Origin of the sequence: Amycolatopsis albidoflavus (assembly GCF_039525725.1) — a bacterium.
Taxonomy (GTDB): Bacteria; Actinomycetota; Actinomycetes; order Mycobacteriales; family Pseudonocardiaceae; genus Amycolatopsis; species Amycolatopsis albidoflava.
Map to the genome: position 1 here is coordinate 1 of NZ_BAAAHV010000032.1, position 15,966 is coordinate 15,966.

17 protein-coding genes are annotated in these 15,966 nt (G+C 68.2%); 8 read left to right on the forward strand and 9 right to left on the reverse strand.

Features of this window, described 5'->3' with window-relative positions:
* Nucleotides 1–30 precede the first annotated feature (30 nt).
* Complete coding sequence (locus tag ABD156_RS46160; protein ID WP_425546134.1) at nt 31–486, forward strand: Uma2 family endonuclease; 456 nt, start codon at nt 31–33, stop codon at nt 484–486.
* A gap of 31 nt (nt 487–517) precedes the next feature.
* On the opposite strand, the gene ABD156_RS46165 is transcribed toward ABD156_RS46160, so the two are convergent.
* The 3 genes from ABD156_RS46165 to ABD156_RS46175 are packed head-to-tail and all read right to left on the reverse strand — an operon-like array spanning nt 518 to nt 3,134.
* Complete coding sequence (locus tag ABD156_RS46165) at nt 518–1,738, reverse strand: amidohydrolase (RefSeq protein WP_344288322.1); 1,221 nt, start codon at nt 1,736–1,738, stop codon at nt 518–520.
* Nucleotides 1,739–1,758: 20 nt separating this feature from the next.
* Nucleotides 1,759–2,262 carry a GNAT family N-acetyltransferase gene (locus ABD156_RS46170; protein WP_344288324.1) on the reverse strand — a complete coding sequence of 168 codons (504 nt, stop codon included), beginning with the start codon at nt 2,260–2,262 and terminating at the stop codon, nt 1,759–1,761.
* On the reverse strand, nt 2,229–3,134 hold the full coding sequence (locus tag ABD156_RS46175; protein ID WP_344288326.1) for an aldose 1-epimerase family protein: 906 nt from the start codon (nt 3,132–3,134) through the stop codon (nt 2,229–2,231). Before ABD156_RS46175 ends, ABD156_RS46170 begins: the two co-directional genes overlap by 34 nt.
* Before the next feature lie 104 nt (nt 3,135–3,238).
* Here ABD156_RS46175 and ABD156_RS46180 point away from each other — a divergent pair, with 104 nt between their 5' ends.
* From ABD156_RS46180 to ABD156_RS46195, 4 genes are read left to right on the forward strand one after another with little or no spacing between them, the layout of a single operon-like run.
* A complete protein-coding gene (locus ABD156_RS46180) occupies nt 3,239–3,814 on the forward strand; it encodes a TetR/AcrR family transcriptional regulator (RefSeq protein ID WP_344288328.1) in 576 nt (191 codons plus the stop codon).
* A complete protein-coding gene (locus ABD156_RS46185) occupies nt 3,814–4,629 on the forward strand; it encodes an MBL fold metallo-hydrolase (protein ID WP_344288330.1) in 816 nt (271 codons plus the stop codon). Before ABD156_RS46180 ends, ABD156_RS46185 begins: the two co-directional genes overlap by 1 nt.
* The gene (locus tag ABD156_RS46190; RefSeq protein ID WP_344288332.1) at nt 4,626–5,474 is read left to right on the forward strand and encodes an MBL fold metallo-hydrolase; all 849 of its coding nucleotides are present in this window, start codon (nt 4,626–4,628) and stop codon (nt 5,472–5,474) included. Before ABD156_RS46185 ends, ABD156_RS46190 begins: the two co-directional genes overlap by 4 nt.
* An 8-nt stretch (nt 5,475–5,482) precedes the next feature.
* Nucleotides 5,483–6,235 (forward strand): MBL fold metallo-hydrolase, encoded by a 753-nt coding sequence (locus ABD156_RS46195; protein WP_344288334.1) that lies wholly within the window; start codon nt 5,483–5,485, stop codon nt 6,233–6,235.
* Here ABD156_RS46195 and ABD156_RS46200 read toward each other — a convergent pair.
* The gene (locus tag ABD156_RS46200) at nt 6,222–6,947 is read right to left on the reverse strand and encodes an SDR family oxidoreductase (protein ID WP_344288336.1); all 726 of its coding nucleotides are present in this window, start codon (nt 6,945–6,947) and stop codon (nt 6,222–6,224) included. The genes ABD156_RS46195 and ABD156_RS46200 overlap by 14 nt on opposite strands.
* A gap of 86 nt (nt 6,948–7,033) precedes the next feature.
* Here ABD156_RS46200 and ABD156_RS46205 point away from each other — a divergent pair, with 86 nt between their 5' ends.
* A complete protein-coding gene (locus ABD156_RS46205; protein WP_344288338.1) occupies nt 7,034–7,597 on the forward strand; it encodes a TetR family transcriptional regulator in 564 nt (187 codons plus the stop codon).
* On the opposite strand, the gene ABD156_RS46210 is transcribed toward ABD156_RS46205, so the two are convergent.
* Together ABD156_RS46210 and ABD156_RS46215 are read right to left on the reverse strand one after the other, a co-directional pair.
* Entirely contained in the window at nt 7,598–9,034 is a 1,437-nt protein-coding gene (locus ABD156_RS46210) for an amino acid permease (RefSeq protein WP_344288340.1), read from the reverse strand.
* Between the two features lie 9 nt (nt 9,035–9,043).
* The gene (locus ABD156_RS46215) at nt 9,044–10,186 is read right to left on the reverse strand and encodes an aminotransferase class V-fold PLP-dependent enzyme (protein WP_344288343.1); all 1,143 of its coding nucleotides are present in this window, start codon (nt 10,184–10,186) and stop codon (nt 9,044–9,046) included.
* Between the two features lie 257 nt (nt 10,187–10,443).
* On the opposite strand from ABD156_RS46215, the gene ABD156_RS46220 reads away from it, so the two are divergent.
* Entirely contained in the window at nt 10,444–11,232 is a 789-nt protein-coding gene (locus ABD156_RS46220; protein WP_344288345.1) for a cyclase family protein, read from the forward strand.
* Nucleotides 11,229–12,857: a thiamine pyrophosphate-binding protein gene (locus ABD156_RS46225; RefSeq protein ID WP_344288347.1), complete on the forward strand. Its 1,629-nt coding sequence runs from the start codon at nt 11,229–11,231 to the stop codon at nt 12,855–12,857. Before ABD156_RS46220 ends, ABD156_RS46225 begins: the two co-directional genes overlap by 4 nt.
* Before the next feature lie 63 nt (nt 12,858–12,920).
* On the opposite strand, the gene ABD156_RS46230 is transcribed toward ABD156_RS46225, so the two are convergent.
* The 3 genes from ABD156_RS46230 to pdxH all read right to left on the reverse strand — a co-directional run bounded on the left by ABD156_RS46230 (nt 12,921) and on the right by pdxH (nt 15,745).
* Complete coding sequence (locus ABD156_RS46230) at nt 12,921–13,484, reverse strand: DUF3558 family protein (protein WP_344288349.1); 564 nt, start codon at nt 13,482–13,484, stop codon at nt 12,921–12,923.
* Nucleotides 13,485–13,520: 36 nt separating this feature from the next.
* Nucleotides 13,521–14,816 carry an MFS transporter gene (locus ABD156_RS46235; RefSeq protein WP_344288351.1) on the reverse strand — a complete coding sequence of 432 codons (1,296 nt, stop codon included), beginning with the start codon at nt 14,814–14,816 and terminating at the stop codon, nt 13,521–13,523.
* Nucleotides 14,817–15,079: 263 nt separating this feature from the next.
* Nucleotides 15,080–15,745, reverse strand: coding sequence for a pyridoxamine 5'-phosphate oxidase (gene pdxH, locus ABD156_RS46240; protein WP_344288353.1), 666 nt, complete (start codon nt 15,743–15,745; stop codon nt 15,080–15,082).
* Nucleotides 15,746–15,966: the final 221 nt, after the last annotated feature.

Genomic DNA, 15,966 nt, shown 5'->3' on the forward strand with positions numbered 1-15,966 from the left:
CGAAGAAATCATCGACTCGCTTGCACGATATTGCCGACGAATTTCAGGCGCAGGACACTAGCGCATCAACTGCGACCCCACCTGCCGGACGGGTACAAAACCGTAGCCGAGACAGATGTCGACCTCGAACTGGTTCCGCCCGGCGAACCAGGCTTTTCTCGTCGCCCCGACCTGATGATCACGACGAAGGCCGCGCTAGCGCGCGTTGACCACGACGAGGACATGCTCCGCGCCAACGAGATCCTCCTCGTCGTCGAGATCGTCTCGCCTGGTTCTAAGCGCACCGACTACGCCACCAAGCACGACGAGTACGCCGACGCCGGAATCCCGTTCTACTGGATCCTCGACCTCGACGACCCCATCTCCCTCGTCGCCTGCCACCAAGCCGGAGACCTCGGTTACCAGGATGCCCCGGCAGTCACAGGGAAATTCCGCACCACAGAGCCATTCCCCGCCGAAATCGACCTCGCCGCGCTGCTCGATTGAGGCGGCCGCCCGGGCCGCCTCAATCAAGGGTTCAGCGAGTTTCCCGGTACCGCCGATCCTTCGACACGCCCTCGCCGGTGGTCTCGTCGAAGTGGTAGACCTCCTGGCCCCGCACGAACACCCGCGTCGCGCGGTTCATCACGTCCAGCGGGTCGCCCGACCACAGCACCACGTCCGCGTCCAAACCGGGCGTCAGGGTGCCGACCCGGTCGTCCAGGCCGAGCATCTGCGCCGGGTGCAGCGTCAGTGCCTTCAGCGCGGTCTCCGGGTCCAGGCCGTCCTTCACCGCCAACGCGGCTTGGTACACCAGGAAGTTGATGGGAACGACCGGGTGGTCAGTGGTGATGGAAATACGCACCCCGGCCCGCGCGAGGATTCCCGCCGAGCGCAGGCTTCGGTTGCGCAGTTCCACCTTGGACTTCGTGGTGAACAGCGGGCCGAGGATCACCGGGACGTCGCGTTCGGCCAGCAGGTCCGCGATCAGGTGGCCTTCGGTGCCGTGGTTGATCACCAGTTTGTAGCCGAACTCGTCGGCGAGCCGGATCGCGGTCACCATGTCGTCGGCGCGGTGCACGTGCTGGTCCCAGTACAGCTCGCCGTCCAGCACCTTCACCAGCGTTTCGTTGGTGAGGTCCGTTTCGAACGGCTTGCCCTCGGACAGCGTGTGGTCGCGCTTCGCCTGGTAATTGCGCGCCTTCGTGAACGCCTCGCGCAGGATCGCGGCCACGCCGAGCCTCGTCGACGGGGTGACCTTCTTCTCGCCGTACACCCGTTTCGGGTTCTCGCCCAGCGCGCTCTTCACGCTCACCTGCTCGGCGAACGTCATGTCCAGAATGGACCGGCCCCACGTCTTGACACCGATGGTCTGCCCGCCGATCGGGTTGCCCGACCCCGGCTTGATCACCACGCTCGTGACGCCGCCGGACAGCGCGTCGTCGAAACCCGGTTCGTACGGGTCGATCCCGTCGACCGCACGGAAGCGCGCGCCGTTCGGGTCGGTCATTTCGTTGGTGTCGTTGCCCGCCCAGCCCTCGCCGTCCTCGTGGACGCCGAGGTGCGCGTGCGCGTCGATGAATCCCGGCAGGACCCAGCTGCCGGACGCGTCCACCAGCTCCGCGTCCTCCGGCACCTCGACGTCGGCCTCAGCCCCGACTTGGGTGATCCGGCCGTCTTCGATGAGCACAGTGCCGCCCTCGATCGGAGCGGCGCCGACGGGGACCACATAGCCCCCGACAATCGCCTTGTAAGCCATAGTTTGACACGCTAACGAACTCACCCGGGTTCGCGCATCCGGGGTTTTTCCAGGTGCACCAACTGATAGTCCGCTTCCGGCGAGCGATGCGTCTCGCGGTAACCGAGCTTTCGGTACAAATAGAGCGGCCCGGCCGAACGCTCGCCGGTGAACAGCCGGAACACCGTCACCTCCGCCGGGGTCGCCTCCTCGGCCGCCGCCAGCAGCGCGGTACCGAGTCCCTCGCCTTGGCGATCCGGTGCCACCACGAGCCGCCCGATCTCGCCGACCGGACCGTCCACTCGCATCCGCACGCTCGCCACCAGCCTGCCGCCGTCGCGGAAACCCCAGACCGTGATCGACGGGTCGGCGATGGCCGCGCGCACGTGGTCGAGCGTGTCCATCAACGGCGGCAGGTCGAAGTTCTGGTGCGCCCGCGCCTCGGTGATGTACGCGGCCTGCTGCAGGGTCAGCAACTCGCCCGCGTCGGCGCCGGTCAGCAGCTCAAGGTTCACGGGACCCGGATCCCCCAGCTGCCCGTCCACGACGTCGCCGGCTCCAGTTCGATGAGGTCGGTGCGGGTGTTGAGCGCGTCCGCCGGGCAGGTCATCGGCTCGATCGCCACCGCGCGGCCGCGGCCGGTCAGGTCGTCCGGCGTGAACACCTGCACCCAGCGGAAGTCCGGACCGGTCCAGACCACCAGCTGGCGGTCGCCGTGGGACAGCACGTGGTGGTGGGTGCCGTCCGCGGCCAGTTCCAGCCCGCCGAACGCGGTGTCCAGGTCGACGCCGTCGAGCACGCGCCCCTGGCGGAAGTCGTATTCGGTGCCCTCGACGTCCTGCTCGTCCGCGTACGGCATCTGCTGATCGCCCTCGTACGGCCGGACGCGCGTGGCGGGCAGCGTGAGGGTCAGCTCGTCGGTGGGCGCGTCGCCGATCCGGAAGTACGGGTGCGTCCCGACGCCGACACCGATCGGCTTCTCCCCCTCGTTGCGGATCTCGTGCGTGATGACGAGCTCGCGCGGCTGCAGGTCGTAGGTGATCGTCGCGCGCAGCGGGACCGGCCAGCCGGGCTGCACCTCGACGTCGATGGCGAGCGTGATGGACGTTTCCGCGTGTTCCAGCAGCTCCCACTCCAGGTGCCGGGTCAGGCCGTGGATGGCGTTGCCGCGCGCCTCCTCGGTGATCTCCAGCTGCTGCTCTTCTCCTTCGAACTCCCACTTGCCGCCCTTGGTCCGGTTCGGCCACGGCAGCAGCACCTGGCCGAGCCCCTTCGGCGGCTTCTCGTCCTCGGCGAACGTCTCGACGTACGGCACTCCGCTGATCTCGAACGCGCGCAGCCCGGCACCGATCTCGGTGATGACGGCGCGCGCGTTGCCGCGGGTGATCTCGAACTGCTCTCCGGTGGGGTTCGCCATGGCGCTGAGGTTACCGATCGGCCGCGCCGGGCGGGCAGCGCTCGAAACTCACCGAGCTCGAAACTAACTAGACCGGTCGTCATAGTTTGAGCTACGGTGGACGCATGGTCAACCGCACCGACACGCGCCGCCGGATGCTCGAATCGGCGGCTGAGCTGTTTCGCACCCAGGGCTATCACGCCACCGGGATGACGCAGCTCGTGTCCGAAAGCCGTGCCCCGAAGGGTTCGCTGTACTTCCATTTCCCCGGCGGCAAGGAACAGCTGGCGGCTGAGGCGGTACAGCTTTCCGGGGAGCGGCTGGCCGGGCAGTTCCGCGAAATCACCGCTGCCGCACCGGATCCGGCCACTGCCATCGACCTCATCGTGGCCGCCCTGGCCGCTTCACTGTCCGAATCGGACTTCCGCTGCGGCTGTCCAATCGCGACTGTCGCGTTGGAAGCCGCCGACAGCGAGCCAATCCGCGCCGCGTGCGACCAGGGTTACGAAGGCTGGCTGCGCGGCATTTCCGCCTACTTCACCGAGCGCGGTCTTCCCGAAAAACGCGCTGCTTCGCTGGCGACCATCGTGCTTTCCGCGATCGAAGGCGCGTTGCTGCTCGCACGCACCCGGCGGGACACCGCGCCGCTGCAAGCTGTCGCCGCCCATCTGCACACCACTGTCGAACGGGAGTTCGCCTAATGCGTGTACATCACTTCAACTGCGGCACCATGCGTCCGATCGGCGGCCGGCTGGTCGACGGAAAGCCCGGGCTGCTGCGCCGCGCCACCCTTGTGTGCCATTGCATGCTGGTCGAAACCGGCACCGGGCTGACGCTCATCGAGACCGGAATGGGTTCGCCCACCGTCACCGATGCCGCGCGCTGGCTCGGCTCGCGCTTCCTGCGCACGTCGAACCCGATGACGGACGAAAACGAAACCGCGCTGAGCCGCATCCGCGCGCTGGGCTTCGACCCGGCCGATGTCCGCGACATCGTCCTCACCCACCTCGACCTCGACCACGCCGGCGGGCTCGTCGACTTCCCGCAGGCCCGCGTGCACGTCTACGGCAAGGAACTCGACGCCTACCGCACCGGAAACCCGCGCTACCGCGACGTCCAGTTCCGGCACGGTCCACAGTGGAAGTCCTATTCGGACGCGGGCGACAGCTGGTTCGGCCTCGACGCGGTCCGCGAACTGGACGGGGTCGAGGGAGTCGCGCTCGTGCCGCTTGCCGGGCACACCGTCGGGCACGCCGGGGTAGCCGTCGACACCGGGTCCGGCTGGGTGCTCAACGCCGGTGACGCGTATTTCTTCCACCAGGAGATCGACACCGATTCCTATTGCCCGCCCGGATTGGCTATGTTCGAACGGCGGGTCCAGACGCTGCCCGGGCCGCGGCGCGAGAACCAGCGCCGGTTGCGCGAGCTGCGCCGGGACCACACCGACGAGGTGACCGTGTTCGCCTCGCACGACCTGACCGATTTCGTCCGGCTCAGCGAGAGGAGCACGGTATGAAGGTGCACCACCTCAACTGCGGCACGATGCGCCCGCTCGGCGGCAAAGCGCTCGACGGCCGTCCCGGGATGCTGCGGCGCAGCACGATCGTGGCGCACTGCCTGCTGGTCGAGACCGACGACTCGCTCGTGCTGGTCGACACCGGCTTCGGCACCCGTGGCGTCACCGAATCGCGGCGCTGGCTCGGCGGTCCGTTCATGGCGATGGTCGGCGCGAAACCGATCATGGAAGAAACCGCCGTGGCGCAGATCAGGGCATTGGGCCACGATCCCGCCGACGTCCGGCACATCGTGATGACTCACCTCGACGTCGACCACGCCGGCGGTCTCGCCGATTTCCCTGACGCCACAGTGCATGTCCGCACCACCGAACGCCGCGCCGCGGACAACCCGAAGAGTTTCCCGGAGAAAACGCGGTACCGCGCCGAGCAATTCGCGCACAGTCCACTGTGGAGCACCTACGACGAAGCCGGCGAAAAGTGGTTCGGCTTCGACGCGGTGCAGCCGCTGCGAGGTCTGCCGCCGGAGATCCTCCTCGTCCCGCTGCCCGGCCACACGCACGGCCACTCCGGCGTCGCGGTCGACACCGGCGACGGCTGGCTCCTGCACGCCGGCGACGCGTACTTCTTCCACGGCGAAGTCGCCCCGGTGCGCCCGCACTGCCCGCCGGGCATGCGCGCGTTCGAGGCGATCAACCAGATGGACGGATCCGCCCGCCGCGCCAACCTCGCCCGGTTGCAGACCCTCGCCCGCGAAAAGCAGGACGAGGTCTCGGTGTTCAGCGCGCACAGCCAGGTCGAATTCCAGGCGCTGCGCCGGAATACCGCGCGACCCTTCACGAGTTGAGTACCCGCATGACGCGCATCCAGTACGTCGGCGGCCCGACCGCCCTCATCGAGTACGGCGAGACCCGCCTGCTCACCGACCCGACCTTCGACGCCGCCGGCGACTACCCGATCGGCGCCCGCAAGCTCGCGAAAACCGCTGGTCCTGCGGTCACCGCAGCAGAGGTCGGCCAGGTGGACGCGGTGCTGCTCTCCCACGACCAGCACCCCGACAACCTGGACGTAGCGGGGCGAAAGTACGCCCTCGCCGCCCCGCTCGTCCTGTCCACCGCCTCGGCGAGGGAACGGATCGGCGACCCCGTTCGAGTCCTGGCCAACTGGGAGTCGCACGACCTCGGCGGCGTCCGCGTCACCGCAGTTCCCGCACAGCACGGGCCGGACGGCAGTGAGCATCTCGTCGGCGAAGTCACCGGTTTCGTGCTCGAAAGCGAAGGCCAGCCGACCGTTTACGTCAGCGGCGACAACGCTTCTCTCGACGTCGTGCGGCAGATCGCCGAGCGCTTCGACCGGATCGACATCGCCGTCCTGTTCGCGGGCGGAGCCCAGACACCGCTGGTCGGCGACGCGTACCTCACCCTGCCCAGCGACGGCGCGGCCGAGGCGGCCCGGATCCTGAACGCGCGTCAGGTCGTCCCGCTGCACTTCGAGCATTGGGCGCATTTCACGCAGGGCCCGGACACGCTCCGCCCGGCTTTCGCCGAAGCTGGCCTGGAGGACCGCCTGCACCTGCTCAAGCCCGGCGAGCAGGTCAGCTTCCAGTAAGCACGAACCCTCCGTCCACGGTGATCACCGAACCGGTGACGAAACTGTTCTCCATCAGGTACACATTGGTCGCCGCTACCTGGTCCGCCTCACCGACCGATTTGGTCAGCGTCCGTTCGGTGAACGCGGCGACCATCGCGTCCAGCTGTGGTTGCGGGAGCGCGTCCCACATCGGCGTGTGGACCGGCCCCGGGCGGACGGTGTTGACCCGCACCGGGGCCAGGTCGACGGCCAGCCCGCGCGCCAACCCCTCGATCGCGCCCACGGAACCGGCCGCGAGCGCCGCGCCGGGCATCGGGCGCACGCCGACGATCCCGGACGTCAGCACGATCGAACCGCCCGTCCGGATCCGCGGCGCGGCGTGCTTCACCGCACTCACGACGCCCCAGTAACGGACATAGAACCCGCTCTGCGCGTCATCGAGGGACAGGTCGGCGAGCGGCTGCTGATGTGGCGCGTCGCCTGCGGTGTACACGAGGTGGTCGAGCGTGCCGACGTGCTCGAACAGGGCCGCGACGTTCTCGTCGTCGCGTACGTCGGTGACGAATCCTTCGCAGGTGTCCGGCAATTCGGCGAGCGCCGTGTCCAGCCGCGCCTTGCCGCTCGCCGCGATCGTGACGGACGCGCCCGCCTCCGCTGCGGCGCGTGCGGTCGCCAATCCCATGCCCGAGCTGCCGCCGATGACGACAACCCGCTGGTCAGCCAAAGACATGATGGATCTCCTCCTGGTTGATGACTCAGTGAGACATCAACAGTAGCAGTGATGACCCACTGCGTCATCACTGCTAAGATCGCTTCATGCCGCGCTGGGATCCGGAAGCCAGGGAGCGGCTCCGCGCGGCGGCGCTGGAGCTGTTCGCCGAACACGGCTACGAGAACGCCACGGTCACGCAGATCACCGAGCGCGCCGGGCTGACCCGGCGCACGTTCTCGCGCTACTTCGCGGACAAACGCGACGTGCTGTTCGCCGGGTCGGAGCAGCTCTCGGACGCGATGGCCGACGCCGTCCGGCGCGCCGACCCCTCGCTGCCGCCGTTTCAAGCGCTGCTGGCCGCCTTGGTCGACGCTGGCGATTTGTTCGCCGGTCTGGTTTCGCAAGCCGCACAACGCCGCGCGATCATCGCGTCCAGCCCGGAGCTGCAGGAACGCGAGCGGACGAAACTGGCGGCTGTCACCGAAGCAGTCGTCGAAGCTTTACAGGAACGGGGTGCCACCGAATCGAGCGCGAAGATGCTCGCGCAGGTTGGCACCGCGGTCTTTCAAACCGCGTTCGAGCGATGGTCCGATCAGCCTGCGGACACCGATTTCGCCGGGCAGGTACAGGAGGCGGCAGCCGAACTCGCCGCCCACCTGACCCCGTGATCACGCCTTTTCGCGCACCTCGACCAACGTAGAGTCTTCCAATTCCGCCTCCGCGGCCTCCTTCGTGCGCCCAGTCGCCCGCAGCACCAGGTAAGCCACCACCAGCAGGACGAAGAACGGAATCCCGAACTTCCACGCCGGGTCGAGACCCTCGATCCAGAACGTCGAAATCAGTACGGTGGCCAGGAAAGCGATAACCACGACGTTCACCACCGGTGCGCCCCACAGCCGCACTGGCGACGGCGGAAGCCCGGCCCGTCGGCGGCGGATCCGAAACGCCAAATGCGTCACCAGAATGATCATCCACACCACGAGCGCGGCGAAGATCGAAATGCCGAACAACACCAGATACGCGTTGGAATCGGAATTCTTGGACAGGATGGTCGCGATCACGAGGCCCGCGGTGGACAGCACGAGCGCGTTGCGCGGCACCCCGGACCTGGTCAGCCGTCCCGCCCAGGACGGGGCGAATCGGTGCTCGGCAAGGGAATGCAGCATGCGCGTGGTGAGGTAGAGATTGGTGTTCGCGCTCGACAACGCAGCGGTGAGGACTACGAAGTTCATGATCGTCGCCGCTGCCGGAACTCCAGCGGCCTGGAAGACGCGGACGAACGGGCTGGCCGTGATTGAGCCGCCTTCGCCGGTGACTGTCCATGGCACCACCAAGACGACGATGAGCATTGCGGCGACGTAGAAGATCGCAAGCCGCACCACCATCGCCCGGGCCGCGCGCGGGATGTCGCGGGTCGGGTTCTCGGATTCGGCCGCGGTCACCGAAACCACCTCGGTGCCGATGTAGCTGAACAGCACGAACACCATGGCCAGCAACAGCCCGGACACACCGTTCGGCAAGAACCCGCCGCTCACGCTGAGGTTCGTCAGACCGGGCGCGGGCGCCTTCGGCAGGCCGAAGAACACGAGAATCAAGCCGAGCGCGACGAACACCAGGATCGCGCACACCTTGATCATCGCGAACCAGTATTCGAACTCGCCGAAAATGTGCACCGCCGCGCCGTTGACGACGATCACCAGCAGCGAGAAAACCGCGACCGGCACCCACAACGGAATCTGCGGCCACCAGAACTGGACGTACACGCCGGCCGCGATCGTCTCGCCGCCGATCGCGATCACTTGCATCGCCCAATACGCCCAGCGCACCACAAACCCGCTGCCCGCGCCGAGATACTTCTGCGCGATGCTGCCGAACGCGCCCGCGGCCGGGTGCACCACCACCATTTCGGCCAGTGCCCAGGAAATCGCCAGCGCGACAAGTCCACAAAGGACATAGGCGAGCACGACGCCCGGCCCCGCGTGCGAGATCGCCAGGCTCGATCCGAGGAAAAGGCCGGTGCCGATGGCCCCGCCGATTCCGATCATGGTCAACTGCCTGCCGCGCAGCCTCCGCTGCAGCCGGTTCGGGGACGGGGACTCGGCCATGTCTGCTCCCTACTGGCTCGCCCGGTACTCGGCGATCGCCGCGACGACGGCGTCGAGATCGGACTCGACGTTGTAGTAGTGCAAGGACATCCGCAGCACGTCGCCGCGGGCACTGCACACGATCCGCCGCCCGGCGAGGAACGCCGCCAGCGCGTCGGGATCCCGGTCGGCCAGCGCGACGAGCGGACCGCGCCGCGCGTCGTCCAGCGGCGACCGGAGCTGTTCCCCAGCGTCGAGCAGCCGCTGCTGCAGCTGCCCGGTCAACGCTCCAATGTGGTCACGCACCCGGTGCGCGTCCAACTGGTGCAGCAACTTCATCCCGGCGACCGCGCCGTACGCGGACGGGATCGACGGCGTCCCGGTCTCGAACCGGCGGGCGTGCTCGGGATAGTCGAGGTGCCGCGGGTCGAATTCGAACGGGTTCGTGCGGCCGAACCAGCCGGTCAGCGGCGGGGACACCTCGTCGCGCACGCCTGGCCGTACGTAGAGGAAGGCGATCCCGGAGATGCCGAGCAGGTACTTCAAGCTTCCGCTGACAAGATAGTCGCAACCGAGTTCGGCGACGTCGACCGGCTCGACGCCGAGGCCCTGATAGGCGTCGACAAAACTTCGGGCCCCGTTTTTCCTGGCCAGCGTGGCAACTTCGCGCACTGGGAACCGCAAACCGTTGGCGTAGCTGACTAACGGGACGGATACCAGCTGCGTTTGCTCGTTGATGAGCGCGGCGTAATCTTCGGTGTCGACCAGGCCGTCGCGGTGGGCGACGAACTGGACGTCCGCACCGCGTCCCTGCTGCGCGAGCCAAACATGGCCCAGCGACGGGAATTCCAGGTCAGTCGTGACGATTCCCGCTCGTGGTGACCATGCCTGGGTGGACGCGACCTGATACGCCCCTTCGGACGCCGACGGCACGACGGCGATGTCGTCCGCGTCCGCGCCGATCAGCCGAGCGAACAGTTCTCGCGCCTCGGCGACCTTCACCATCCACTTGTCCCACGGTGCCCCGTGCTCGCGGATCGTGTGCTGGAACTCGAAAAGCTCGGCGGCCAGCGCGTCCGAGAGCGCGCCCTGGCTGCAGCTCGCGAGGTGCACCGAGTCGGCGAAGGCGGGGAAATGCGCCCGGAAAGCGGCTGGGCTGGGCTGGTCGGTCACGACACTCCGTTCCTTGACTGGCGGGCGAGACCGGTCCGTTCGCCACCGTAACGGCGCGAGCACCGTGCGTCGATGCTCCGTCCCGGCGGCCTTGCGGCTCCGGAAGCCCTGGTCGAGGCTCCTTGTTCACCCTGACTGATCTTCGGCAGCTATTCCGTCAGTGCTGCTGAAACCGGTACTGTAGATATGGCCTTCCGCGCTGTCAACGACCGTCAAGGATCCGCAATAGCGCGCCGCGCGACCGAGAGGACGCACCGATGAGCACCCCCGCCGAAACCGCGGTCGACCAGCTCCTGACCCAGCTGGCCGAGGGCCGGCTGCAGGTCGTCGACCTCACCAACAAGCTCAGCGCCGCCACTCCGACCCTGCAGCTGCCCGAGCCGTTCGCGAATCTGATCGACTTCAGCCTCGAATCAGTCAGCGAGTTCGACGATTCGGGACCGTTGTGGCGGCACAACAACATCCACACCGGCGAGCACATCGGCACCCACCTCGACGCGCCGCGGCACTGGATCTCCAACCGCGACGGCGCGGACGTCTCGGAGCTGCCGGTCGGCAGGCTGATCGGGCCCGCGCACGTCCTCGACATCTCCGCACGCGTCGCCGACAATCCGGACTTCCTGCTGGAGATCGACGACATCCAGGCCTGGGAAGCCGAGCACGGTCCCTTGCGGCCGGGCGGCTGGCTGCTCGTGCACTCCGGCTGGGACCAGTACGCGCAAGACCGCGACGCGTTCCTCAACTTCTCCGACGGCGCCAGCCACACCCCCGGCATCTCGGCCGCGGCGGCGAAGTGGCTTGCCGAGGAGACGCCGATCGCTGGCTACGGCGTGGAAACTGTCGGCATCGATGCCGGAAACGGCTTCGCGCTCGACCCGCCGATGCCCGCGCACCACCATCTGCTCGCCGCGGACAAGTACGGCATCACCTCGTTGCAGAATCTCGGCTCATTGCCGCCGTCCGGTGCGCTCGTCGTGGTCTGCCCGCTGCCGATCGTCGGCGGCACCGGCAGCCCGGCGCGGGTGCTCGCGGTGGTGCCGGCGTGAACGTCGCACAAGCCGTCGGGATCGCGTTGGCCCGGTTCGGCGTCCGCAAGGCGTTCGGCGTTGTCGGGAGCGGGAATTTCCACTTCACCAACGGTTTGATTCAAGGCGGGGCCGAGTTCGTCGCGGCCCGGCACGAGGGCGGCGCAACCACGATGGCCGACGCCTACGCCCGGTGCAGCGGCGAGGTCGCGGCGGTGTCGGTGCATCAGGGCTGCGGGCTCGGCAACGCGACCACCGGGATCGGGGAGGCGGCGAAAAGCCGGACACCGCTGGTCATCGTCACCGGTGAGGCGACGGATCCGCTGTCGAACTTTCACATCGACCAGGACGCGCTCGCCCGGTCCGTCGGAGCGAGCAGCATCCTGGTGCGGTCCGCTCAAACCGCGCTGGCGGACGCAGCGCGGGCGTTCACTCAAGCGCGGCGCGACCGGCGGACTGTCCTTTTGCGACTCCCGCTGGAGGTGCAGGCGGAGCCGTTCGAGGAGAGTCTTCTCGATGGCCTGACCCCCATTTCGCCATTGCCCCAGCCGCGCGCTGCTGAGGCGGAGGTGAAGGCGCTCGCTGCGATTCTGCGGAAGGCCGAACGGCCGGTATTCCTTTGTGGACGTGGGTCCCGGGCCGCTCGGACAGAACTGGTCGCACTGGCCGACCGCTGCGGCGCGCTGCTCGCCGAGGGTGCCGTCGCGAAAGGACTGTTCACCGGCGAGCCGTGGGCGATCGGAGTGTCCGGAGGGTTTTCTTCGCCGCTGACGGCCGAACTCATCCAGGGTGCGGATGTCGTCGTCGGCTGGGGTTCCGCACTCAACGATTGGACCACTGCGCACGGACGCCTGCTTTCGCCGGAAACCACGCTCGTACAGGTCGACCTGGAATCCGCTGCGCTGGGACGGAACCGGCCGGTCACCCTCGGCATCGTCGGTGACGTCGCCGGTACCGCGCTGGCGGTCGCCGAACAGCTCGATGTCCACAATGGATACCGCACTGATGAGCTGAAAGCCCGCATCGGCCGGGAAATCCGCTGGCGCGACAACGAACACGACGATGCCGGGACCGCCGACGTGATCGACCCGCGCACCCTGTCCGCCGCGCTGGACGAACTCATCCCAGCCAACCGCGTCGTCGGCGTCGATTCGGGAAACTTCATGGGCTACCCGACGATGTACCTCGACGTCCCGGACGAGAACGGATTCTGCTTCACCCAGGCGTTCCAGTCGATCGGTCTCGGACTGGCCACCGCGATCGGCGCGGCGCTCGCCCAGCCGGACCGCTTCCCGGTCGCGGCCTGCGGCGACGGCGGTTTTCTGATGAGCATCGCCGAACTCGAAACCGTCGTACGCCTGAAGCTGCCGATGCTGATCGTCGTTTACAACGACCACGCCTACGGCGCCGAGGTGTACTTCTTCGAGCCCGGCGGACACCCAGCCGACACGGTCACGTTCCCGGACACGGACATCGCCGCGATCGCCCGCGGCTACGGCTGCGATGCGGTCACCGTCCGCGCCAAAGAGGACCTCGAAGAAGTAGCGACCCGGGTCGCCGCCGGTCTGGACCGCCCGCTGGTGGTCGACGCGAAGATCGCCGGGTTCAGCGCTTGGTGGCTCCAGGCCGCGATGACGCACCACTGAGCGTCCGCTTGCGTTCGTTCGAGAGGCCGTACAGCAATCGGACTCGGACGGAAAGCCGGCCGATCAGGCCTTGGCGACCGCCGTGTGCACGAGCGGGGTCATCATTTCCTTGGTCATCTTGACCGGTCCGGTGTAGTTGACCAGCACCGGAACCCCGTTGGACAGCTTGGCCGCGGCGAGCGTGGCGGTCTTCTGCTCGTCGGTGTAGAAAACCGCGCCGTCCGGGAAGCCCGGCACGTCGACCGCGCCCGGCTTGGCCTTCTTGATCGCGGCGATCATGTCGGCGGCCTTGGCCTTGCGGCCCTCGTAACGGGTCACCGCGAGCGCGCCGGCGGTCTTGCCTTCGACGAGGTATTCGCAGCTCGTGGCCTTGCCGCCGTTGCTCGGGTTGTCGTGGGCGGGGCCGGCCTTCGACGTGATGCCGGGGATCTTGATCGCCTTGCTGACGTCGTCGGACGGCAGCAGAGCGCAGGTGTCCGACGCCTTGCCGGCGGGCGCGGACGAGGAGGGCTGAGACGACGGGGCCTTGGTTGCGGGCGGCGGCGCGGCTGCCTTCTGCTCACCGGAGGAGCAGGCAGTGAGAACAGCGGCGGCGGAGATCAACAAAGCGATCGGGTATGCACGCATATCGGGCATGCTATTCCGTTTGGAGTAATGCCCCTGTCAGTGGCCCTCTTCAACCGGAGCCCGATACCGCCAGAACCCGGGCAGCACCGCCAGCGAGGCCACCGTCAACACGATCACCAGCAGCCCGCCGCCCGTCGCCGAGACCTTGGTCCCCCATGCCGCCGCGGACCAGCCGTGCGTGAGGTCGGCGATCCGCGGCCCGCCCGCGACGACCACGGTGAACACGCCCTGGAGCCGCCCGCGCATCTCGTCGGTGGTGGCGGTCTGCAGGATCGCCTGCCGGTACACCGAGCTGACCATGTCCGCCGCGCCGCCGAGCGCGATGAACACCAGCGCCAGCCACAGCGAATGCGCGAGCCCGAACGCCGCCATCGCCGCGCCCCAGCAGCAGATCGCGATGACGACCGCGGCCCCCTGCCGCTGCACCCGGTGCAGCCAGCCGGAGAACAACCCGATCAGCATCGCGCCCGCGGGCAGCGCGGCGTAGAGCAGGCCGAGCGCCGGACCGCCGCCGGGCGGGTCGCCGAACGTCCGCTCGGCCATCTCCGGGATCAACGCGCGCGGCATGCCGGCGACCATCGCGATAATGTCCACGACGAACGACGCCAGCAGCACTTTTTGCTTGGCCAGATAACGGAATCCGTCGATGACCGAACCGATCCCCGCCTTGCGCGACCCCTCGCCGAGCGGCGGGATCGAGGGCAGCCGCCACACCGCGATCAGCGTGATCGCCAAGGCGCAGACGTCCACCAGGTACAAAGTGGACAGTCCGATCACCGGGATCAGCGCCCCGCCGAACAGCGGTCCGAACACCGCGCCGAACGTGGCCATCGTGGTGTTGAGCGCGTTCGCCGACGGCAGCAGCGAGGCGGGCACCAGCCGCGCGACGACCGCGCCGCGAGTGGGCATGTTGATCGCGAAGAACGCCTGGTTCGCGGCGAGCAGCCCGAGCACGAGCCACACCGAATGCATCCCGGTGAACGCCTGGAGCCAGAGCAGCGCGGAGGTGACCGCGACGCCGACGTTGGTGACGAGCAGCAGCTTCCGCCGGTCGACGGCGTCGGCGATCGCCCCGCCCCAGAGCCCGAACACGAGCAACGGCACGAGCGCGACCGCGCCGGTCAGCCCGACGTAACCGGACGATCCGGTGATATCGAAAACCTGCTTCGGCACCGCGACCGCGGTGAGCTGCGAACCGACCGCGGTGACCGCGGTGGACATCCACAGCCGCCGGAAAGCCGGAATCTTGAGCGGACGAGTGTCGACGACGATCCGGCCGAGGAGCTTGCGGGCCCCGTTACGGGGCGGGCGTATCCCCGGTTCTGCGGTCACGAGCTATCAGCTTAGTTGCGCTAACGAAGCTGGTGCAGGTGATTTTCCCCGCAGGCTGGTCAGGACCGGATTGCCGACGTCCGGGCCACGCGGTCCCGCTGATGTCCGTGAGGGGAACCCTGAGGGACTCTGATTCCCTCAGGGTTCCCCTCACGGACGTTCGCACGGGCCGCGGCGGGCCTGGCGCGCGATGGCGAGGTCCGCGAAACGAAACGCCGCCCCCAGGCCAAAGCCCAGGGGCGGCTTCCGAAACCATCCGAAGATCAGGGAGCCAGCCGCTCCACGTGCCAGCCGTCGTGGGTGCGGTGGAAGCGGAGGCGGTCGTGGAGGCGGTCCTCGCGGCCCTGCCAGAACTCGACGAAGTCCGGGCGGATGCGCCAGCCTCCCCAGTGCGGCGGGGCCGGGATGTGCTCGACGTCGGCGAAGCGGCGTTCGATGTTGCGCAGGGCGTTGTCCAGCGCGCGCCGGCCGTCGACCACTCGCGACTGCGGCGACGCCCACGCTCCCAGCTGCGAACCGCGCGGGCGCTGGGCCCAGTAGGCGGCCGTCTCGTCCGCGCTGACCTTCTCGACCTCGCCGCGGACCGTCACCTGGCGGTGCAGCGGGTACCAGGGGAAGGTGGCCGACGCGTAGCGCGTGGCCGTGAGGTCGTGGCTCTTCGTCGACGTGTAGTTCGTGTAGAAAACCACGCCGCGTTCGTCGAAGCCCTTGCACAGAACCGTGCGCGAAGAGGGCCTGCCCTCGGCGTCGGCGGTCGCGAGCACCATCGCGTTGGGCTCCGCGAGCGCCTCGGAAACCGCTTGGCTCAGCCAGCTTTCCAGCTGGTCATGCCACGTGGCCGCGAGCGCCGACTCGTCAAACGGCGCGCTGTCGTAAGCCACCCGCATGCCAGGCAGCCGCACGACCGCCTCGTCGATCTCCGGTGTCATCCGGCCCAACCTCCGTTACCCCTGGTGAGGGTGTCGAATCACGGCTATCCAGCGACGGTATTGGGTCGCCGGTCCCGGCGAAACCCACCGAACGGTGACTCCTGCCACGCCCGGCCCGCCATGAGCCCGTAACCGCAGGACGCCGAGTTGTAACTCGCCGTTCACGGGCCGGTCCCTGATCGATACAGCCCGCACCTACCTTTCGACCTGCTCCGGCACCC

What these genes read in the sequence shown, in the direction of transcription:
- ABD156_RS46165 (WP_344288322.1), bottom strand. Translation starts at nt 1,738, where the DNA reads ATGGCTTACAAGGCGATTGTCGGGGGCTATGTGGTCCCCGTCGGCGCC.
- ABD156_RS46175 (WP_344288326.1), bottom strand. Translation starts at nt 3,134, where the DNA reads ATGGCGAACCCCACCGGAGAGCAGTTCGAGATCACCCGCGGCAACGCG.
- ABD156_RS46180 (WP_344288328.1), top strand. Translation starts at nt 3,239, where the DNA reads ATGGTCAACCGCACCGACACGCGCCGCCGGATGCTCGAATCGGCGGCT.
- ABD156_RS46185 (WP_344288330.1), top strand. Translation starts at nt 3,814, where the DNA reads ATGCGTGTACATCACTTCAACTGCGGCACCATGCGTCCGATCGGCGGC.
- ABD156_RS46190 (WP_344288332.1), top strand. Translation starts at nt 4,626, where the DNA reads ATGAAGGTGCACCACCTCAACTGCGGCACGATGCGCCCGCTCGGCGGC.
- ABD156_RS46195 (WP_344288334.1), top strand. Translation starts at nt 5,483, where the DNA reads ATGACGCGCATCCAGTACGTCGGCGGCCCGACCGCCCTCATCGAGTAC.
- ABD156_RS46200 (WP_344288336.1), bottom strand. Translation starts at nt 6,947, where the DNA reads ATGTCTTTGGCTGACCAGCGGGTTGTCGTCATCGGCGGCAGCTCGGGC.
- ABD156_RS46205 (WP_344288338.1), top strand. Translation starts at nt 7,034, where the DNA reads ATGCCGCGCTGGGATCCGGAAGCCAGGGAGCGGCTCCGCGCGGCGGCG.
- ABD156_RS46210 (WP_344288340.1), bottom strand. Translation starts at nt 9,034, where the DNA reads ATGGCCGAGTCCCCGTCCCCGAACCGGCTGCAGCGGAGGCTGCGCGGC.
- ABD156_RS46220 (WP_344288345.1), top strand. Translation starts at nt 10,444, where the DNA reads ATGAGCACCCCCGCCGAAACCGCGGTCGACCAGCTCCTGACCCAGCTG.
- ABD156_RS46230 (WP_344288349.1), bottom strand. Translation starts at nt 13,484, where the DNA reads ATGCGTGCATACCCGATCGCTTTGTTGATCTCCGCCGCCGCTGTTCTC.
- pdxH (WP_344288353.1), bottom strand. Translation starts at nt 15,745, where the DNA reads ATGACACCGGAGATCGACGAGGCGGTCGTGCGGCTGCCTGGCATGCGG.